This window comes from Sorangium sp. So ce726, from assembly GCF_051521405.1.
Classification (GTDB): Bacteria; Myxococcota_A; Polyangia; order Polyangiales; family Polyangiaceae; genus Sorangium.
The window spans coordinates 7,211,947-7,232,567 of record NZ_CP150349.1 but is presented as its reverse complement, the minus strand read 5'-3'; the positions used below and the strand labels follow the sequence as shown (position 1 = coordinate 7,232,567).

Sequence of the window (20,621 nt, the reverse complement as noted above, 5' to 3'; positions counted from 1 at the left end):
GGGCGAGACCGGAACCACCGGAACCGAGAGGAACTGAGAGAAACGAGAGGAACCGCGAGGAACCGAGAGGAACCGAGAGGAACCGAGAGCGGAACGCTAGCGCAAAGGCCGCGTGCGTCGAAGCGGGAACACGGCGCAACGGGCGCAAGGAGCGCAAGGAGCGCAACGGAGCGCAACGGAGCTGCGTGGCGGCTGGCGCGAGGGTCTTTCGTCTGGCGCTCGTCGCGGTGCCCTGTTATCGGTCATCGTGGTCCAGCGCGGGGACCTGAAGCAGGTGTCGCTCGCCGACCTTCCAGGGGACTCGATGCCTGAAGCGATCAGCAGAGGTTCCCGGCGCTCCGCAAAGGGTGTGGGGCGCGCGGGGCGAAGGGGGCTCGGTCGCCCTGCGCTCGGGCTCCTCGTGACGCTGGCCGCCTGGGCGCAGGCGAGCGCGGCCCAGGCCGAGCCGACCGCCGCGGAGCGCGCGCAGGCCGAGGGGTTGCCCGCGAAAGCGGCCGGCGCGGCCCGCCCTGTCGAGCCGGGGAAGCACAAGGGCATCGCGGCTGCGCCCGCGAGGTACGCCCTCGCGCGCGACGTCGAGGTGAAGCGGCCGGGAGAGGCCGTCGAGGACCCCGTGAGGGCGCTCGCGCCCAGCGCAGCAGCGCCGGCTCCCGCGCCTTCCGCCGGCGACATCGAGCCGCGCAGGCCGACGCCCTACGGCGTAAGGCCGGATCCGATCCACCGGAACCTGATGTGGGTGACGGGCGGGCTCACGCTGGCGGGCATCGCGCTCGGAAGCACCTTCGGTGGCCTGGCGATCTCCACGTGGGACAAGGTCGACGACGCGGCGAAGACGGCGTGCGCGAATCCGAGGCGTTACCGGGACTGCGCGCACCCGGTGCCCGATCTGGCCAGCAAGGCGATGTCGTATGCGACCGTATCCGATTTCTCCTTCATCGCCGCGAGCGTGGCGCTCGCCGGCACGGCCGTCCTCTGGCTGACGCTGCCCTCGGACGGGCCGCGCGCGACCGCCCGCGTCCAGCTCGCTCCGGGCGTCGTCGGTGGCTCCGTCGTCGGGGTGTTCTGATGACGATGAGGCTCGAAAGGCGCGCCCGGCTGTGGCTGGCGGGCTCTCTCCTCGCGGCGACCAGCGCGGGCTGCGCGGAGATCGTTGGCATTCAGCTCATCGACGAGCAGGGCGTCGGGGGCGGCTCGTTCAGCGAGCCCGGCTATACGTGCCAGTGGGTGATGTCTTTCGGTGACGCCGAGACCACGCTCGGCGGGATCGCGGCCGACGAGGACGGCACCCTGTGGCTAGCGGGCGGCTTCAAGGGGGACCTCACCGTCGCCGGCGGCGCGCCGCTCACGGCGGGAGGCGCCGGCAAGGACGTCTTCGTGGCGCACCTCGCGCGGGACGGGAACCACATGTGGAGCGAGCGCTTCGGGAACGCGGAGAACGACACCGCGACCCACGTCCATCAGGCGACCGCGATCACGCTGGGCGGCGGCAGCGTCTACGTGGCGGGCGACTTCACGGGCAGCCTGTCGTTCGGCGCGGACTGCGGGCTGCCCGAGGGCGCCGGCGCCGGCGACGCGTTCGTGGCGCGGCTCGACAAGAGCGATCCCGACGGGGTCGCGGCGTGCGTGACGCACGGGTCCAGCGGTCTTGACGAGGCGAAGGCGGTTGCGGCGGAGGGCGACCGCGTCTTCGTCCTGACGTCGCTCCAGGGCGGGTTGGACATCGGGTTCTCCAGCTACGATGGACAGACCCTCTTGAATCCGTGCAGCGGTGTCTTTGCGGGCCGTGAAGGAGCGCGTTCCTGGCCTCGCGACCTCCGTGTGGCCTCCGGCGACGCGTTCGTGGTCTCCGATTTCGAGGGACGGGTGAACGTGGGCTTCCCGGGCTTCGAGAGCGCGCTGCCGCCCGGCGGCGCGGCCTCGGAGGGGATCGACGCTTTCCTGGCGTCGTTCCCGGCGTCGTGGATCTGCGATGGATGGAGCCCCGAGGGGGCGGACGTCTGGTATCGACACTACTCCGCCCTCCGCGGCGATCAGCGCACCAGCGCCGTGGCGTTGCACGAGGCCGGCGTCGTCCTGACCGGCTCGTTCGAGGGGCAGATCGATCTCGCCGGAGAGATGGTCTCCACCGGAGAGGACGGCTTCGCCGCGCACCTCGACCGGAGCGGCGCCGCGACGTGGGCCAAGCAGCTCGGGGGCAGCGGGGCTCAATCGGCGCAGGTCGTCGGGGTCGACGAGCTCGGAAAGGTCGTCGTGGCCGGGCATTTCGATCAGCAGATGAGGATCGATGACGTCGAGATCGGCGGGGAGGCGGGCGAGGGGGACGCCTTCCTCGCGCGGCTCCGGGCCACGGACGGCGAGGTGGAGTGGCTGGGCGCGCTCGGCGGCCCTGCGCTCCAGCGGATCCTGGCGCTCGCCGTCTCCGGAACGGACGTGTTCCTCGCGGGCACGTCCGGCGCCGACTTCGCGCTCCTGAACTGCCCTGTCGAGGCCGCGGACGGTCAGCTGTTCGTCGCCAAGCTGTCGGTCTCCTCGCGCTGACGGCCGTCCGACGAGCGCGGGCGGCTGCGCTCGGCGCTGTCGCCGCCGCGCGAGAGCAGCGCCCGCGCGCAGGGAGCGATGACCTGAGCGAGCGCGCGCTCCCGGATCGCGTGCCGGTGCTGCGGGGAGAGCACGCCGAAGCCGAGCAGGGGGCCGCTGTGGCTGGCCTCGCTCGGGGCGGGGAGCTCCGAGGAGGCCGCGGCGAGCTCGTCGACGATGGCGCTCGCCAGGGAGGGATCGCGGTCGAGGGCCCAGGCCGCGAACCGGAAGGCGAGCTCGGCGTGCCGCGTCTCGTCCTCGGCGATCTTCTCGAGCGCGCGCCGGACCGCGGGATCGGTCGCATGGAGGGCGGCCTCTGCCGCCTCGATCGCGGCGATGGTCTCGCCGATGCACCCCTCGCGGAGGGTCGTCACGAGGATCTCGCGGGCGCCTTCGCCGCCGAGGGCGCCGTCGATGGCGAGGGGCCCGGGGCCGACGCCGCGGCCGGCGAACGCGCTGGCCAGCTCGAAGCACGTGCGCGCGTGGTCGGCCTCGTCGCCCATGGCCGCCTGCGCCGCACCGACGAGCTCCGGCGGCGCGCCGAGCGACAGGAGCTGCAGCGCGAAGCGCGCGAACGCGGCGATCGACGCGTGCTCGAGGAGGGCGGCGCGGGTCCAGTGCTCGGCGAGGGCCGCCCGTTGCTCGACGGACAGCTCCTCCAGGCGAGGCGGCGCGTCCGGAGCTGCGGTGCGCCAGTCGTCGCGCGCGGCGGGCTGTGCGGTGCGCACGACGCCTTCCACGAGGAACGGCCGGCCGATCACGCAGATCTGCTCCGTGCAGGCGTGCCGCAGGGCCTCGAGCGAGCATTGCTTGTCCCCTGAGCAGTCCTGGTCGCTGGCGCACTCGTCGGCGGGCGTCTGGCACGCGAAGGCGGTCCCGCCGCATCCGGGGTGAAGGACGTAGCTGGAGCAGAGCAGCGTTCCACAGTCCTGGTCGCTTGTGCACCGCGCGAGCACGCACCGCCCGACCGGATCGCCGCACAGGCAGATCTGCGCCTCGCCGCAGTCGGCGTCGGTCGTGCATCCGTACTGGCAGAAGCACCCTGGCGCCACCTCGCCCCCGGTCATGACGTCGCAGTAGCCGTGTGGCTGCTCGGTGCAGTCGGCGTCAGATTTGCAGTTCCCCGTCGCGCCGCTCGGGTCCGCGCAGGCCTTGGCACGCGGGAGCGGGCTGGGACAGGTGACGATCTCCGCGCGGTGGATCCAGCCGCCGGCGCAGCGCACGTAGCCGGTGTTCTGGTCTGCGACGACGATGGGCTCCGGATCGTCGCAAGCGAACGGAAACCCTTCCGGTGGCAGGCCTCCGGTGCTGCTGGAGGTGCCTTCGCCTGCGCTGCTGGAGGTGCCTTCGCCTGTGCTGCTGGAGGTGCCTTCGCCTGTGCTGCTGGAGGTGCCTTCGCCTGTGCTGTTGGAGGTACCTCCGCCTGTGCCGCCGCCCGAGCCTTCAGCCGGCGTGACGTTTCCACCGCAGCTCAGCGCAGGCGCGATCGCCAGCACCGAGAGCAGCCTCGCACCCCAAGAGTCCATCGAGACGAGCAATCGCATGGTATGTCCCTCGTTCGAGGATCTTACCCGGGTTTGGCGCCGCGGTCGCGGGCGCCACGAGCGTCGTTGCCGCGTCCGGCGCGCCATGCGAGCGTCGCGTGATGCGGGTGTTGATCGCGGGCGGTGGGATCGGCGGGCTGACGGCGGCCCTGAGCCTGCACGCGGCCGGCATCGATGTGTGCGTTGTGGAGGCCGCGCGAGAGATCAGGCCGCTCGGTGTCGGCATCAACCTCCTCCCTCACGCTGTGCGAGAGCTGACGGAGCTTGGCCTCGCTGATGCGCTGGTGGCGACAGGGATCCCGACCGCCGAGGTCGTGCACCACGATCGGTTCGGGGGTCGGATCTGGGGCCAGCCGCGGGGTATCTCCGCCGGGTATCGCTGGCCACAGGTGTCTATCCACCGCGGTGAATTCCAGTTGATGTTGCTCGCGGCGGTGCAGCGGCGCCTGGGGGCCTCCAGCGTGCGCGTCGAGTTGGCGGTGGAGGGGTTCGAGCAGACGACGTCCGAGGTGCAGGTTACGGTGCGGGATCGGCGGACCGGTGAGCGCGACGTGGTCGCTGCGGACGTGCTTGTCGGGGCCGACGGTATCCACTCCGTGGTTCGCGCGCAGCTCCACCCCGCGGAGGGGCCGCCCAGGTGGAATGGCATTCACATGTGGCGTGGCGTGACCGAGGGCGAGCCGTTCCTCTCGGGGCGCAGCATGATCATGGCCGGCAGCAACCTGGCCGCCAAGTTCGTCGCTTACCCGATCTCCCGCCGCGCGGAGCTCGGCGGCCGGGCCGCGATCAACTGGGTGGCGGAGGTGCGGCTGCACGAGGGGGCGGCGGTCGCGCCGGGGAGCTGGAACCGGCAAGGGCGCCTGGACGACGTGCTGCCCCACTTCGCGGCGTGGCGCTTCTCCTGGCTCGACATTCCTGCGCTCATCGCTGCGGCGCCCGTCATCTTCGAGTATCCCATGATCGACCGCGATCCGCTGCCGTCGTGGGGCGCTGGCCGGGTCACCCTGCTCGGCGACGCTGCACATCCCATGTACCCTGTCGGTTCCAACGGGGCTTCCCAGGCGATCCTCGATGCTCGCGTGCTGGCCTGGCACCTCGCCCAGACGAGCAACCCCGAAGAGGCGCTCGCCGCCTATGAAGCTGCGCGCCGTCCGCCGACGAGCTCCCTCGTGCTCGCGAACCGTGCGATGGGCGCCGACCGGGTCCTCTCGATGGTGGAGCAGCGAGCGCCGGCGGGCTTCGCCCGGATCGAGGACGTGCTGAGCAGCGAAGAGCTCGAGGAGATGGGTCGCAGCTACACGAAGATGATTGGAACCGACGTTGAGGAGCTCAACGCCCGGCCGTCGTGGGGCGTCGGTTGGGGACGGAAGGTGCCGGGAGAGCAGAACGGCTCCAGCTGATCGGCGCGGTCCGGTGAGCCTACCGTCCGTGGCGGATGCACTCGCGCCTGCTGGCGTCTTCAGGCGCTTTCTCAAGGAAGGTGATGGAATCTCTCCATCCTCTCGGCGATCGGCGCGACGACTGACGGGCTTCGCTGCCATGATCGGGTAACGGCGCCTCCGGTCCGCGATATCCGCGGCCTTCCTAGCGGGTCCAGCAGAACTCCCGAGTTGAGCAGCTTTTCGTCGCCAGAGATTCGACGAATCACCATGGACGGATCTCGGCCCGTCCGGAGCGCGTCACCGCCTGCTCGAGCGCCATGAAGGCGCCGCTCTATGGCGTGCGTAGGGCGATCGGCATCAGCGTCGATCGGCCGCAAATCGCCGAGGTTGCGGCCGACAGTGACACAAGCACAGTGCGGGCCCGACGCGAAGACCCGGCGGGGGGCACCTACAGGGGCCGCACCAGAAGCCAACGTGGGAGAAGCGTCAACAATACCCGCTCTTCCACACCTACGTCCCAGTCGAAGTCACGGCAAAGCGGCTTGATTCGCGTTTCGAGATGGCATACTAATTTTTATGTATGCTGCCTCGTAAGAATCTATTTTCTTTCACCTCGAAAGACCCTTCGGCGTTCGCGATCCATCTCGCCGCTGCGGCGAGGGAGCACTCCGTCTATTTCGACGAGGGACTCGGCGTGCCGGTCGTACTCCGCGGCGCCGATGTGGCCGCGGTGCTGCGCGACAGCGAGACCTTCAGCACCCGGGCCTACGACACCGGGATCATGAAAGGGACGCTCGTGACGCTTGGCGGTGAGTCGCACACACGCATGCGGCGGCTCTTCAACGCGGTCCTCTCCCCACGCGTGATCTCCCGCTACGAGGAGGCGACCGTGACCCCGGTGGCGCGCAGGGTCGTGGAACGACTCGTGCGGAAGGAGCGAGCGGATCTTTTCGATGATTTTGCGATGTCGATGCCCATGGGCGTGACGAGCGCCCTCTTCGGGCTCCCGGAAGAGCGGATCGCCGAGAATGACGTGCTGATTCGCAAGATGATCCGCAGCGTCGTGATGCCGCAGGACCCCGTCGTCGTGGCCGAGGGGCGGAGCGCCCACGCCGCGATGGAGGCGCAGCTCCGGGAGATCGCTGAGCGCGAGGTGGCGCACCCGAGCGATACGCTGCTCGGCGAGATCGCGCGGGCAATCGTGGCGGAGGGGCTGGGCGGTGTGGAGGCGTGCGAGGGGGTCGTGCTCACGTTGATCCTCGCCAGCTACGAGACGACCAGCTGGATGCTGGCCAACCTGCTCGTGGCGCTGCTCGCCCACCCTGACGCGATGAACCAGCTGCGTCAGCAACCTTCGCTCCTGCCGCAGGCCATCGAGGAGTCGACCCGCTGGTGCAACAGCGCGGCGGGCATCGTGCGGTTCGTCGAGCGTGAGGCGACGATCGGCGGCGAGACGCTGGCTGCGGGGACGATCCTCTACCTGTCGCTGATCGCTCGCCATTACGACGAGGAGATCTACCCGCGCCCGGAGATCTTCGACATCCATCGACGACCCGTGGGGATGCTGAACTTCGGCGGCGGTCCGCACTACTGTGTCGGTGCGCCGCTCGCGCGGATGGAGGCGAGGATCGGCGTGTCGCTCCTGCTCGAGCGCTTTCCGGCGCTGCGGGCTGATCCGACCCTGCAACCGACGTTCTCGACGGCGCCGCGTGGCGCGGCGGCGTTCGGACCTGATCAGATTCCAGCGCTGCTTGTGTAATTTTCGCGCGATTCTCCCGACCCCAACCCGTCGCGACCCGACCCAGGTTGACGCCGACCCGCGCGCGACCCGACCCAGATTGGCGGCGGCCCGACCCCGGCGGCCCGACCCTGGCGACCCGACCCAGGTTGCGGCGATCCGACCCAGGTTGTGGACTCTACCCGAGTAGGGCGATCCGGGTGCCATGGCGGCCGCCACCTATGGCGCCGATGCCGCCACCTGCGGGGCGCGGCAATTGCTTGAAATGATTGACTGCGATCTCTGGCACAACGTTTGTTGTGTGGACGGGCCATGAGCCACCCCCGTGAGATCACGCCCGGCGCCACCTATTTGATCACCCGTCGCGTCTTGCGTCGGCACCTGCTCTTTCGCCCCGACGCAGCCATCACCCAGCTCTTCGTCTACGCCCTCGCAGTCTCGGCCCGCCGCTTCGCGATCGAGGTTCACGCGCTCTGTGCGATGTCAACGCATTTGCACCTGGTCGTGACGGACGTGCATGGAGTCTTGCCGCGCTTTTTGCAGTTCTTTCATCGCATTGTGGCGCTTGGTACCAAGGTGCTTCGCGCGTGGGAAGGACCGGTATGGGACCACGAAGCCACCAGCGTGGTGCGCCTCCTGACGCGTGCTGCCGTGGTGGAGAAAATAGCCTACGTGCTCGCGAACCCCGTGGCCGCTGGCCTCGTCCGGCATGCGCATGAGTGGCCGGGGGCGAAAGTCGATGTAAAAGAACTCGGCTGCGGTGTGCTGCGTGCGGCGCGTCCTGTGGCGTATCTTGACCCGGAAAATCCACAGTGGCCCGAGGAAGTGATGCTATCTCTCGCGCTGCCGCCGGCGGTTGAGCAGGACCACATCGATGAATTTCGACAAGAGGTCGCCGCCGAGCTCAAGGTACAGGAGACGCAGGCCCATTCGGCGCTGCAACAGCAAGGGCGTCGTTTTCTTGGTGCTGAGCGAGTCACCAAGATCTCCCCGTACGAGCGCGTCACGAGCTTCGAGGCGCTGGGCGAACGCAATCCGACCTTTGCAGTCGGCCGCGAGCACGGGGACGTACGGCGAATCGCTGGCGCCGCGGTGCGGGCGTTTCGCGCGTCGTACCGTGCGGCGCTCGAACGGTGGCGCGCCGGGGTACGCAGTGTGGTATTTCCGGCGGGGACTTGGTGGATGTGCACGTTCCACGGCGCCAGCACGAGGGAATTCGGGCTCGCGGTGTAGATATCAGGGCGCCAGTTTCACAGCGGTGCGGAATAGGAGGGGCGGTTTCGACGCGCTGTTACCGTCTCATGGGAACATCCGTTTGGAGGAGCTGACGCGGGCGGGCGAAGTGTTCATAGCGCGCTGCGCGCTCGCCTACGAACGGGGTATGCGGTGTCGAGCGCGGATGGATCGGCCCCGGGTGACGCTGATTGTGCTTGGTTCGCGGACGCCGATGATCGATTTCGGCGGACACATCCAGTTGATGGGACGATCTGGAGCGGCTCTCCGTGCAGAACGCATGCTTGGCATCCGCTGAGCCGGGTCGTTGCGGACAGTACCGTTGCGGTCAATCCGGATCGCGCATCCGACTTGTTCCGACTGTGAGCTCTGAGAAGGCCGCCGCGAACCGGCGCCGGAAATCCATATCCGCGATCAGCTTGTCGCGCAGGGTTCGGGACATCTCAACATGGTAGAACGGCGCGCCCATCTGGCGCGACCAGCGTGCTTGCACGTTCGTGGCACCCCCCAGCCTATCGATCTCCGTGGGGTAGGCGAGCACCTTTCCATCGTTGACGATCGCCCGCAGAGGGGCGAGCAACCGCTCCAGCGCGGCGCCATGCCCCACCGCGCTGGCGATGACGGCGGCGTTCGGAGCCGAGCGGTCTTGAAAGCCGTGCAACTGCACTGTGGGCGTGCCGGGGAAGCTCTGGATCAGCGCCCGGTGCACGGACAGGAAGAACGAACGCTCGGCATGGGCTACGTCTGCGAAGGCGAGCGACGCAATCAGCCGCTCTCGGGAAGCACGGTTATCCCCACGAGCGCTGCCGCCGGTGTCCTGGGCGCCGTCCTGCACGGTCTTGCCGTCGACGGCTTCATCACCGCCGTCCTCGCCACCAGCGCCTTCCGTGCTCTCGTCATCAGCGGTGTGACCCGGGTTGCGCCCGCCCCCGACAGCGGTACCGAGGTTGGGGCGTCCGCCTTCTGCGCCCTCATCGTCGACGCTGGTGTTGCGCGGGTTGGGACGCCCGCCGTACCGGTGCGACGTATTCACGATCAGGGCGCGCGCCCGTTGCGCCTCGAAGATGGCCAGCGCGATGGGCAGCGTTCCCCGATCGAAGAACGTGTGCGGCGCCTCGACGATCAGCGGCACGGCCGCTCCTACGCGCAGCACGACCGCAGCTGCCCCGCGGCGGCGCGTGCCGTCCTCGGACAACACCCACAGGTCGCGCCCGCGGACCGCCCGCAGCGCGAACCCCGGTGGTGCGGCCGGCGGCGGCTGCCTGTTCTGCGCGGCGAGCCCTGCCGCCGCGATCCATGCGGCGTACGTCACCTCCTCCGCGTCGTCCGGCGGCTCCGCGATGAGGTGGCGCCCGCCCTTGCGCAGCGGGGCGATCTCCTCGTCCAGTACCTCCTGCTCGCCGCTGTTGACCAGGGCCGCCGTCACGGGCTCCTCCGCCGCTGCTCCCGGGTTCGGCGCCGTGCCCGGCGCGCTCCCGATGCTCCGACACACCCCCTGCGAGCAGCCGGCGATCGCGAACAGCACCACATAGCCTGCGCTCTTCATGGTCGTCCTCGTCGTCGGCGCCTCGATGCCCTCCGTACTTTTCTCATGCTACGGGCTTGGAGGCCAGGATGACGCTCTGCGATAGGGCACCCTCTGCATCGTCTCCTCTTCGTCTTCCTCTGCTTCCGGAGCGGGGGTGGTTTGCGCTAGTAGCACTGCATGCCTCGTTCCTTCGAGCCCGTGGAGGCTCCGCCGCTCCCCGAGCAGGCCGGTCGTACGTTTCCGCGCATGGTCGAGCTGATGCAGCGGCTCCTCGCACCCGACGGATGTCCTTGGGATCGCGAGCAGAGCTTCGCGACGCTCAGGCGCTACGTGCTTGAGGAGGCGTGCGAGGTCATCGACGCCATCGACGGCGGCGACCGCAAGGAGCTGTGCGCCGAGCTAGGCGATCTCTTGCTCCAGGTCGTCTTCCAGGCCGAGCTCGCCCGGGCCGAGGGGGCGTTCGGGCCGGACGATGTGATCGCTGCGATCTGCGAGAAGCTCGTGCGGCGCCACCCGCACGTGTTCGCGGACGAGAGCGCCGAGAACGCCGACGAGGTGCTCCAGAACTGGGAGCGCATCAAGGCGGACGAGCGGGCAAGGCAGGGGAAGGAACGCGGCGTGCTTGGCGGCGTTCCCCGCAGCTTGCCGGCGCTGACCCGGGCGCAGCGGGTAGGCGAGAAGGTCGCGCGTGTGGGTTTCGATTGGCCGGACGCGCGGGGCTCGCGTGCGAAGGTGGACGAGGAGCTCGGAGAGCTCGATCGAGCCCTCGATAGCGGCGATCCCGCTGCGATCGAGGAGGAACTCGGGGACGTGCTCTTCGCGCTCGGGAACCTGGCGCGCCACGCCGGCGTCGACGCGGAGGGGGCTCTGCGTCGGACGATCGACAAGTTCACCCGGCGCTTCGACCACGTCGAGCGGCGGGTCATTGAGCGGCACGGCGGCTGGCCCGTCAAGGCGTCCCACGACACGCTCACGCTGGAGGAACTCGACGGCTACTGGGACGAGGCCAAGCGCGGCGAGCGGCAGACCTGAACAGGTCGACCCGACCCAGGTTGGGAGCCGGGACGAGCGGCAGACCTGAACAGGCCGACCCGACCCAGGTTGGGAGCCGGGACGAGCGGCAGACCTGAACAGGCCGACCCGACCCAGGTTGGGAGCGGCCGGCAGACCTGAACAAACAGGCCGACCTAGGTTGGGGAACAGGCCGACCCGGACCAGGTTGCCGACCCGACCCAGGTTGGGGGCCCAGGTGAGGCCTGGTCAGGTTGGGGCCGACCCGACCCAGGTTGGGGTAAAATGGGCGAGATTCCCGCGGTGGAGGCTTCCGCGCCCGATGTGCCCGTTTCGCTAGGCTCAGTCGCGAAGCGCGGTCAGCACGAACCGCTCACGTACGCGCGCCTCGTTCGACTCGTGACGGACGTGGATCTCATAGCGGCCCGGCTGGGCGACGGCCACGCTGAGCGGCGTGTCGCCGCGGTAGCGCGTCAGCCGGTGCGAGCAGCGCCGCTGCTGGCAGTGCTGCTCCAGCGCGCCACCTTCTCCGTCAGGCAACCGCACGAGCACGTTCTCGGGCACCTCGAGCTGCACTTCCGCCGGCTCGTCCGCGTGCCGGTGGGTCCACAGATCGAGGTGCATCCACGCGTGCCCATCGTCAGGCAAGGTGACGGCAAGCTCCTCGGAGCGCTCGATCGCCGGAGTTGTCGCGCCCCTGTCGCCCGCCACGAAGGCGGTGGTCGCCAACGCCGCGAGCGCCGGGGCCACGAGGAAGACCCTCCACCCCCAGAGGCTGCTCGCCCGCTGCGACCGCGCCCCTTCTGCCGCAGCCTGGCGCTCCGGCCGCTCGGGGAGCTTGCTCAGCGCGCGCTCGACGAGCGCATCGGAGGGGTTCATCGAGCGCAGCGCCCGCACGCTCGCCTCGAGGTCCCGCGGAATCGGGGGTAGATCGCGGTCGTGCCCGCTCACGTCGAACCCTCCCGCGCCGCGACGACGCGCGGCGCCGCCAGACGCTCGTAGGCGTCCCGCAGCCGCGCGCGCCCGCGGGCGTGACGGCTCTTCACCGTCCCCTTGGGGATCCCGAGGATCTCGGCCACGCTGTCATAACCCACTTCCTCGATGTCGCATAGCACCACCACGGTGCGAAATTCCTCCGGCAGCTCCTGGAGGCACGCAAGGAGTACCCCAGTGTCCTGGCTCAAGATCGCGGCCGTCTCCGGGCTCGAGACCTCGGCGCGAGGCAGGATGCCGAGCGCCTCGGTGCACACCTCGACCAGCCGATCGAGCAGGCCGCGGCGCCGCGCCTCGGTCCGGTAGGCCTCCAGGTACTCGTGCCGAGCGATCCCACACAGCCAGACGCCGAGGTCCGAGCGCCCTTCGAAGGACGCCGCGTGCAGGTATGCCTTGAGCAACGCGTTCTGGAACAGATCGTCCGCCTGGTCTCGCGCGCCGCAGAGCGAGGCGCAGAATCGATAGAGCCGAGGGAGCACCGGGCGCACCGCTGACTCGAACTCCGCGCGCGATTCGCCGAGGGGGGGTCGCGATTCGGTCATGAGGGCCGTTCGAGCATCTAGGGCGTCGAAGGCCGGAACTCTAGCGTGGATTGGACGGAGGGGTAGCGCCCGCTGCTCGCGCCACGAGGGGGCGGGCGACGTGACCCCGAAGGAGGAAGAAATGTGCATCGGCCGCCCTGGGACGGAACGGATCCGCGCCGAGGTTCCTGGGCGCCGCACGAAATCGTCACCCCGAGCGGGAACCTCGGGCCGAGTGGTCCCGTCCTGGGCCGTGTTCTGACGAACAGCGGGCCCACATGGTGCCCCATCTCCAAGGCGAGCACCGCATGTCCAATCCGAATATTTCGAGGGCGTCGACGTCCTCGGCGTCCACATGGAGGAACGACCTGGTTTCAGGGTTCCTCGTTTTCTTGATCGCCCTACCGCTCTGCCTGGGCATTGCCATGGCGAGCGGGTTCCCCCCCATCGCGGGCGTGCTCACCGCCGTCGTCGGTGGCATGGTCGCCACCTGGCTCGGCAGCGCGCCGCTGACCATCAAGGGGCCCGCGGCGGGCCTCATCGTCATTGCGCTCGGCGCCGTTCAGGAACTCGGCGGTGGGGACAACGCCGTGGGCTACCGCCGCGCGCTCGCCTGCATCGCCGTCGCCGCGGTGACACAGATCGCCTTCGCCCTGGCGCGCGCAGGCACGCTCGGCGACTTTTTCCCCTCCTCGGTGGTCCACGGCATGCTGGCGGCCATCGGGATCATCATCTGCTCGAAGCAGGTCCACACGCTCGTCGGCGTCACGCCTTCGGCAAAAGATCCGCTCCACCTGATCCTGGAGATCCCGCGCAGCCTGTTGCGCCTGAACCCCGAGATCGCCTCGATCGGCATCCTCTCGATGATCCTCCTCTTCGGCTATCCGGTGGTCGCCAAGAGAGCTCGCTGGATGCAGAAGATCCCCGCGCCGATGCTGGTGCTGGCGCTGTCCATACCGCTCGCTTATGTGTTCGATCTCGAGCACGAGCACACGTACACGCTCGCGGCGACCCAGACGACGTACGCGATCGGGCCGAACTTCCTCGTCAACCTGCCGGGCAACCTCGTCCAGGCGATCGTCTTCCCGGACTTCAGCTACGTCGGCACGCCCGCGTCCATCAAATATATCGTCATGTTCTCGCTGGTGGGCAGCATCGAGTCGCTCCTGTCCGCGAAGGCCGTCGACGCGCTCGATCCCGCGAAGGGCCGCTCCGACCTCGACAAGGATCTGCTGGCCACGGGCGTGGGCAACCTCATCGCGGGTCTGCTCGGCGGGCTGCCGATGATCTCCGAGATCGTTCGCAGCTCGGCGAACATCGGCTACGGCGCGAAGAGCCGGCTGTCCAACTTCTTTCACGGGACCTTCCTCCTCCTCTTCGTGGCCTTCGCGCCGGGCCTCATCCACCGGATCCCCCTCGCCGCGCTCGCCGCGATGCTCACCTTCACGGGCATTCGCCTCGCGTCGCCCAAGGAGTTTGCGAAGACGCTCCGCATCGGCAGGGAGCAGCTCGTCATCTTCGCCACAACGGCGGCAATGTGCATCGTCTCCGATCTGCTGGTCGGCGTCGCGGCCGGCATCGCCGTGAAGCTGCTCATCCACCTGACGAATGGCGCGCCGCTGCGCGTCCTCTTCCGCTCCGAGGTGGACGAGCGTGTCGAGGAGGGGCGGGTCGTGCTGCGCGTCAAGCACGCCGCCATCTTCAGCAATTACCTCAGCATCCAGCGGAAGATCGCGAACCACGCGCACGTTCCGAACGTCGAGATCGACTTCGCGAATGCCCGTCTGGTCGATCACACGGTCATGTCCAACCTGCATGAGCTCCAGGGCGTGATGGAACGAAACGGGCGGACCTTGACCCTCGCCGGCCTCGGCGATCATTTCCAGATGTCATCCCACCCGCTCTCGGCGAGGAAGCGGCCTGTCATCAGCCCCGTCGCCGAGCGCTGAATCGAGTCGAGACACCATGGCGCGAGAGGGGGAAGCGCGCGTGGGGCTCTCCAGGAACAACCGCCACTCGGGAACCCCATGAACAGCGAGCTCTCTCAGGATCTTCGCGCGAGCGCCGCCCGGCAGAAGCACCTGTGCGACGTGGTCGAGCACGCCGGACACCTCCTGCCGGCGCAGGGGCCGATCGGCGTGTTCGTCCACCACAACACGTTGCACGCGTTCCAGCACCTGCCGTTCCATGACGCGCTCGCCGCGGCGAGCGCCGTCTTCGAGGCCGAGCCGTATCTCTCCGAAGCAGATTACCGCGCGCACATCGCGTCGGGTCGGATCGGCGACGAGGACCTCGAGGCCGCGCTCGCGGGGCGGTTCGCCGCGCGACCGGACGAGCGCCGAGGCCCGCTGTCCCGGCACGAGATCGAGCAGCTCGCGCTGCGCCATCCGATCGACGCCGAGACCGCGGCGGGCCTCCTGTGGCGTATCTCCGAGGCGGGGGAGACGCGCAGGCTCCGGGGCGACGTCCCCGACGAGCGACGCCGGCGCATCGTCCAGAGCACGGAGCGCTGGCTTGAGGCGAGCCCGGACATCGCGGCGCGCCTCCTCGACCGGGGGGGCCGCGATCCGGAGTCGCGGGCGGCCCTCGCGCTCTGGGACGCGTGCCGCGCTGTGCTGCTGCCGCCCGCCCCGCCCGTGGAGCCGCCGCTCGTCGAGCGCGTGGGCGCCGACCGGTCGCACCGCGATCTGCTGGTCGAGCTGGCTGGCGAGGATCCGGCTGAGCTCGTCGATCCGCTCATGATCCGGTTCCTCGGCGCTTACCTCGACGAGGGCATTGCACACTGGACGATGCCCGATCGAGCGCAGGGGCTCTGGCGCTGCTTTCGCGACATGGCGCTCGAGGGCTCCCGGCTGGCCGCCCCGGCCTTCGTCGGGCTCGACGTGGAGCTTCGCCGGTTCGACGCGGAGGCGCTGTCGCCGGCCGCCATCGCCGCCCGCGCCCTCGAGGAGCTCTCCGTCGCCGAGGATCACTGGGACGTGTACGTGACACGCGTGCTGCTCGAGCTGCCGGGCTGGGCCGGCATGATCCACCGCCTCGAGCACACGCCGAGCGATCGGCCTCCGGGATCGCCGCCCGTGTCGTTGCTCGAGTACCTCGCCGTGCGCCTGACGCTCGCCCGGTACGCGCTGCGCGACGTCGCGCGCCGGCGGCTCGGGTACCGAGGGCCCCTCGCCGGCCTCGTCGAGCATGCCCGGCGCGCCGCGCGGCCGCCTGTGCCGCCGTCGAGCTCGCCTGATCACGCTCGGCCGTTCCGCCTGTTCCAGCTCGCTCAGCTCGCTGGCCTCTCGGCCGCCGAGATCGCGCCGCTCTCCAAGGCGGAGCGCGTCTGGGCGCTCGAGGCGCTCGAGGCGTTCGATGAGATCGCGCGGCGCCGCGTCCTGCACGAGGCCTACGAGCACCACCACCGGACCGAGGTGCTGCACGGGATCGCCGCGAACCTCCGCCGCCCGGAGGAGGAGCGCTCCGTGGAGGCGCCCCGCTTCCAGATCGCGTTCTGCATCGACGACCGCTGCGAGGGGCTCCGGAGGCATCTGGAGGAGCTTTCGCCGCGGCACGAGACCTTCGGCGTGGCCGGGTTCTTCGGCGTGCCGATCCGCTACCGCGGGCTCGACGACGCCGGCCACGTGAGCCTCTGCCCGGTCGGCGTGGAGCCGGCGCACGAGATCGTCGAGCGGCCGCACGAGGAGGAGGCGGGCTGGCGCAGAAAGGCTCGCCGCAAGCGCTGGGCGCGGCTCCTGCACGCGCTGGGGCGCGGTACCCGCACCATGGCGCGCGGCGTGCTGCTCACCCCGACCCTGGGCCTCCTGTCCACCGTCCCGCTCGTGGGACGCACCCTCTTTCCGCGCGCCGTGGCGCGGCTGCGCCGCGCCCTCGAGCGGCGCCTGCTCCCGCCGGTGCTGACGCGGCTCCACAGCCCGCATGACGAGGGCTCCGCCGCGGGTGGGGAGGGGCAGCCGTTCACCGCCGCGGCCAAGGCGGCCCGCGTGGCCGCCACGCTGGAGAACATGGGGCTCACGCGCAGCTTCGCGCCGATCGTGGTCGTGCTCGGCCACGGGGCGACCAGCGTGAACAACCCGCACCAGTCGGCGTACGACTGCGGCGCATGCGGCGGCCGCCACGGCGGCCCGAACGCGCGGCTGTTTGCGGCCATGGCGAACGATCCCGAGGTCCGCGTGCTGCTCGCAGCGCGCGGGATCGACATCCCGGAAGGGACCTTCTTCCTCGGCGGCATGAACAACACGACGACGGACGAGATCGTCCTCTACGACCAGCACCTCGTGCCGGCGTCCCACCGCGGCGAGCTCGCGGCGCTGGTCGGAGCGCTCGACGCCGCGCGCCAGCAACACGCGCACGAGCGCTGCCGGAGGTTCGCGTCGGCGCCGCGCGAGGGCGACGCCGCGCGGGCGCTCGCGCACGTCGAGGCGCGCGCCGCGGATCTCAGCGAGGCGCGGCCCGAGCTGGGACACGTGACCAACGCGGTCTGCGTCGTCGGCCGCCGTTCGCTCACCCGCGGGCTGTTCCTCGACCGCAGGGCGTTCCTTGTCTCGTACGACCCGACCCAGGACCAGGGCGGAGCGATCCTCGAGCGCATCCTGCTCGCGGTCGGCCCGGTCGGGGCAGGGATCAACCTCGAGTACTACTTCTCCTGCGTGGACAACCGCCGTTACGGCGCCGGCACCAAGCTCCCGCACAACCTCGCCTCGCTGCTCGGGGTCATGGAGGGATCGCTGAGCGACCTGCGCACCGGGCTGCCGAAGCAGATGATCGAGATCCACGAGCCGGTGCGGCTGCTCGTCGTCGTCGAGGCGAGCACGGACACGGCCGCCGCGCTCTACGCCCGGCAGCCGGCCCTCCGCGAGCTCATCGGCAACGGCTGGATCCAGCTCGCCTGCGTCGATCCGGCGACGCGCCAGATCGCGTGCTTCACGGGCGACGGCTTCGCGCCGTTCTCTCCACCGCATCAACCCTTGCCTGCGGTCCAGCGCTCCGCCGACTGGTACGCCGGGAGGTCCGGCTTCGTTCCGCCTGCGCTCATTCGAGCCGCGTCCACGCGGCCACGTGAGGTCGTCGACCATGCTGTCTGATGTGCTTCTCGGCAAGCTCGCCGCGCTCGCCGTGCTCTCTCCGGCGGCGGCGTTCGCCGCGCTCGGTGCCTACCTGCTGCTCCTTCGCACGCCGAGCGAGCGCGTCGTGTCGCGCGTCGTGCTCTCCACGCTCGCGCTCTCGCTCGCGGCCTCGCTGGCGATATGGCTCTCCGCCGTCGCGGCGCCCTACGCGTTCGTCCCGGTGGCGCTCGGCCACTGGTTCGAGCTCGGCGGCTATGCGTTCGAGGTCGTCCTGCTCGTCGATCGGCTGTCGGCGACGATGATGCTCCTCGTCTCGCTGATCGCGCTCCTGGTCGGCAGGTTCTCGGTGGCGTACCTGCACCGCGAGCCGGGCTTCGCGCGCTTCTTCCTGCTCCTCGCGCTGTTCTCGACCGGGATGCTGGGGCTCGTGTCGGCGGGCACCGTCGACCTCCTCTTCGCCGGCTGGGAGCTCGTCGGCGCGACGAGCGTGCTGCTCGTGGCTTTCTTCCACGAGCGCGAGGCGCCGCCGCGGGCCGCGGTGCGCGTGTACATCACCTACCGGCTCTGCGACATCGGGTTGCTCGGGGGCGCGGTGCTCATGCACGAAGTCGCCCACTCCTCGCAGTGGGGCGAGGTGTTTGGCGGCTCTCCCTGGCCCGGGACCGCGGCGTCGCTCGGGCCCGGCGCGGCGACGGCGCTCGCGTTGTGCCTGTTCCTCGCCGCGATGGGCAAGAGCGCGCAGTTTCCTCTGGGCAGCTGGCTGCCCCGGGCCATGGAGGGGCCGACGCCATCGAGCGCGCTCTTCTACGGCGCCATCTCGGTGCACGCCGGGGTGTACCTCATGCTCCGCGCGGCCCCGCTGCTCCAGCGCTCGCTCGCCGCGAGCGTGGTGATCGCCTGCGTCGGGGCGGCGACGGCCGTCTACGGCACCATGGTGGGGCGCGTTCAGGCGGACGTGAAGGGCGCGCTCGCGCACGCGACGATGACGCAGGTGGGGCTCATGTTCGTGGAGATCGGGCTCGGGCTCTACTGGCTCGCGCTCATCCACCTGTTCGCCCACGCCTGCCTGCGCTGCCTCCAGCTGCTGCGCGCCCCCTCGGCGCTCCGCGACGCGCAGGACATCCGGGCCGCGCACGCTGGCGAGCCGCTGCCGCACCTCGGGCTCGCTGGCCGGCTCCTGCCGGCGGCGCTCGTGCGGCGCGCGTACTGGCTGTCCCTCGACCGCTTCCACCTCGAGGGGCTGCAGGAGCGGCTCGTCGCCGCGCCGCTGATGCGCCTCGGGCGCCTGCTCGATCAGAGCGAGCGCCGCTGGGTGGCGGCGCTGAGCGGGTGGCCTGAGCGCACCCCCGCAGAGACCGGCGACGAGGACGCGCGCGGCGCGACCGGGAGCGCGGCGGCCTTCCAGCCCCGCGCGCGCGACACGAAGAGGGCTCGCACGTGAACGCCTTTCCGCTCCTCGGGACGCTCATCCTCACTCCCGCGATCGCGGCGCTGTTCGCCGCGCGGGCGCGCAGCGACGAGCGCGCGCGCCGCGTCGCCCTCATCGGCGCGGCGCTCACCCTGCTCCTCTCGCTGCTGCCGCTCGCGCTCTCCCACGCCGGCGTCGCGCTCACCGCCGGGGGGCCCGCCCTGCCGCTCCTCGGAGCGCGCCTCCGCCTCGGCCTCGACGGCTTCACCATCACCCTGCTCCCGCTGCTGGGCTTCGTCCTGCTCGCCCTGCTCGCCGCGAGCCCGCGCGCCGCGATCGATCCGCACAGCGCCGCCGCGCTGCTCGCCACCGGCAGCGCCATTCTCGGCGTGTTCTGCGCCGTCGATCTCGCGGTGCTCGCGGCCGCGTGGGTCGCCGCGCTCGTGCCGGTGGATCGCCTGGTCGCCAGGAAGGGCGCCCAGGACCCGCTCCTCCGGCGCACCTGCCGCATCTTCCTGCTGGGGGGCACGGCGCCGCTCGTCCTGGCGATCGGCGCTATCGCCGTGCTCGCCGCGCGCCACGGCGCCGCCCTGCCGTTCGACGTCGAGGAGATCGCCCGCGTCGGCGTCCCCGAAGCATGGCAGTCGCCGCTGTTCGCGCTCGTCGGCATCGCCGTGCTGATGCGCATGGCCGCCGTGCCGTTCCACGGCTGGCTGCCGGTGCTGCTGGAGCGGGGGCCGCTCGGCGTGACCATCCTGCTCGCCCAGATGCAGGTCGGCGTCTGCGTGCTCGTTCGCGTGGGGGTGACGCTCCTGCCCGTGGGCTGCGCCGACGGCATGCCGATCCTCGCCGTGCTCGGCCTGATCAGCGCGCTGCACGGCGCGGTGCTCGCGCTGGTCCAGACCGATCTGCGCCGGATGCTCGGCTACCTCGTGGCGAGCCAGAAGGGGCTCGTGCTCCTGGGCGTCGCCTCGCTGAGCCCGCAGAGCGTGAGCGGCGCGCTCCTGCAGAGCGTCGCCTTGTCGATCGCGATCACGGGGCTCGCGATGGTCGTCGGCGCGATCGAGGCGCGCGCCGGTACGGCGGACACGCGGGAGCTCGGGGGCCTCGTCGCCCGGACGCCCCGCATGGCCGCCTTTTTCTTCCTGCTCGCGTGCGCCATGATCGGGATGCCGGGAGCGCTCTCGTTCGTGAGCGAGGACCTGCTCCTGCATGGAATCTTGCACGCCCATCCCGTGCTCGCGGTGCTGGCGCTGACGGCGGCGGCGCTCAACGGGATCACGCTGTTCCGGGCGTTCCAGCGGACCTTCCTGGGGCCGCTCCGGCGCCACCTGAAGGGCGCCGCGCTGGAGGCGCTCGTGCTCCGCGAGCGAGCGTTCCTGCTCGCGCTGGTCGCGCTCACCGTGGTCCTGGGGGTGGCCCCGGCGCGGCTGATCGCGATCCATGAGCCGGTGGTCGAGCGGGTCATCCACGAGGTGGCGCACGGCGCGCAGGCGCGCCTCGCGGCAGCGACGTACCGCCGATCCATCGACGCGGACGGCGGAGCGCCCCGTCGTGACGGACGGCCGTCGCCATGAGCCGCGTCCGGCAGATGGCGCGCGCTGCGCGCCGCCGCCG

General features: G+C 70.6%; 14 protein-coding genes. 10 read left to right on the top strand and 4 right to left on the bottom strand.

Annotated features, from left to right (window positions below):
- The first annotated feature begins 304 nt into the window (after nt 1-304).
- Together WME79_RS26945 and WME79_RS26940 are read left to right on the top strand one after the other, a co-directional pair.
- Complete coding sequence (locus WME79_RS26945; protein WP_437520439.1) at nt 305-1,066, top strand: hypothetical protein; 762 nt, start codon at nt 305-307, stop codon at nt 1,064-1,066.
- Nucleotides 1,067-1,071: 5 nt separating this feature from the next.
- A complete protein-coding gene (locus tag WME79_RS26940; protein ID WP_437520437.1) occupies nt 1,072-2,538 on the top strand; it encodes a hypothetical protein in 1,467 nt (488 codons plus the stop codon).
- Here WME79_RS26940 and WME79_RS26935 read toward each other — a convergent pair.
- On the bottom strand, nt 2,499-4,121 hold the full coding sequence (locus WME79_RS26935; RefSeq protein WP_437520435.1) for a ferritin-like domain-containing protein: 1,623 nt from the start codon (nt 4,119-4,121) through the stop codon (nt 2,499-2,501). The two genes, WME79_RS26940 and WME79_RS26935, sit on opposite strands and share 40 nt — an antisense overlap.
- A gap of 101 nt (nt 4,122-4,222) precedes the next feature.
- On the opposite strand from WME79_RS26935, the gene WME79_RS26930 reads away from it, so the two are divergent.
- From WME79_RS26930 to WME79_RS26920, 3 genes are all read left to right on the top strand, one after another.
- On the top strand, nt 4,223-5,521 hold the full coding sequence (locus tag WME79_RS26930; RefSeq protein ID WP_437539962.1) for a flavin-dependent oxidoreductase: 1,299 nt from the start codon (nt 4,223-4,225) through the stop codon (nt 5,519-5,521).
- Nucleotides 5,522-6,083: 562 nt separating this feature from the next.
- A complete protein-coding gene (locus tag WME79_RS26925; protein WP_437520434.1) occupies nt 6,084-7,262 on the top strand; it encodes a cytochrome P450 in 1,179 nt (392 codons plus the stop codon).
- 291 nt (nt 7,263-7,553) lie between these two features.
- Nucleotides 7,554-8,474 (top strand): transposase, encoded by a 921-nt coding sequence (locus tag WME79_RS26920; protein WP_437520432.1) that lies wholly within the window; start codon nt 7,554-7,556, stop codon nt 8,472-8,474.
- A 328-nt stretch (nt 8,475-8,802) separates the two neighbouring features.
- Here WME79_RS26920 and WME79_RS26915 read toward each other — a convergent pair whose 3' ends face one another.
- Nucleotides 8,803-10,020 (bottom strand): hypothetical protein, encoded by a 1,218-nt coding sequence (locus tag WME79_RS26915; protein ID WP_437520431.1) that lies wholly within the window; start codon nt 10,018-10,020, stop codon nt 8,803-8,805.
- A 159-nt stretch (nt 10,021-10,179) separates the two neighbouring features.
- Here WME79_RS26915 and mazG point away from each other — a divergent pair, with 159 nt between their 5' ends.
- Nucleotides 10,180-11,034 (top strand): nucleoside triphosphate pyrophosphohydrolase, encoded by an 855-nt coding sequence (mazG, locus tag WME79_RS26910; protein ID WP_437520430.1) that lies wholly within the window; start codon nt 10,180-10,182, stop codon nt 11,032-11,034.
- A gap of 321 nt (nt 11,035-11,355) precedes the next feature.
- Here mazG and WME79_RS26905 read toward each other — a convergent pair whose 3' ends face one another.
- Nucleotides 11,356-11,964: a hypothetical protein gene (locus tag WME79_RS26905; protein ID WP_437520428.1), complete on the bottom strand. Its 609-nt coding sequence runs from the start codon at nt 11,962-11,964 to the stop codon at nt 11,356-11,358.
- A complete protein-coding gene (locus WME79_RS26900; protein ID WP_437520426.1) occupies nt 11,961-12,548 on the bottom strand; it encodes an RNA polymerase sigma factor in 588 nt (195 codons plus the stop codon). The genes WME79_RS26905 and WME79_RS26900 overlap by 4 nt, the downstream gene beginning before the upstream one ends.
- A 287-nt stretch (nt 12,549-12,835) precedes the next feature.
- Between WME79_RS26900 and WME79_RS26895 the strand changes: the two genes are divergently transcribed.
- The 4 genes from WME79_RS26895 (at nt 12,836) to WME79_RS26880 (ending at nt 20,581) form a co-directional block, all read left to right on the top strand.
- The gene (locus WME79_RS26895; RefSeq protein ID WP_437520425.1) at nt 12,836-14,476 is read left to right on the top strand and encodes a SulP family inorganic anion transporter; all 1,641 of its coding nucleotides are present in this window, start codon (nt 12,836-12,838) and stop codon (nt 14,474-14,476) included.
- Between the two features lie 78 nt (nt 14,477-14,554).
- The gene (locus WME79_RS26890; protein ID WP_437520423.1) at nt 14,555-17,614 is read left to right on the top strand and encodes a YbcC family protein; all 3,060 of its coding nucleotides are present in this window, start codon (nt 14,555-14,557) and stop codon (nt 17,612-17,614) included.
- Nucleotides 17,604-19,037: a proton-conducting transporter transmembrane domain-containing protein gene (locus tag WME79_RS26885; RefSeq protein WP_437520421.1), complete on the top strand. Its 1,434-nt coding sequence runs from the start codon at nt 17,604-17,606 to the stop codon at nt 19,035-19,037. The genes WME79_RS26890 and WME79_RS26885 overlap by 11 nt, the downstream gene beginning before the upstream one ends.
- Complete coding sequence (locus WME79_RS26880; protein ID WP_437520420.1) at nt 19,034-20,581, top strand: complex I subunit 4 family protein; 1,548 nt, start codon at nt 19,034-19,036, stop codon at nt 20,579-20,581. Before WME79_RS26885 ends, WME79_RS26880 begins: the two co-directional genes overlap by 4 nt.
- Nucleotides 20,582-20,621: the final 40 nt, after the last annotated feature.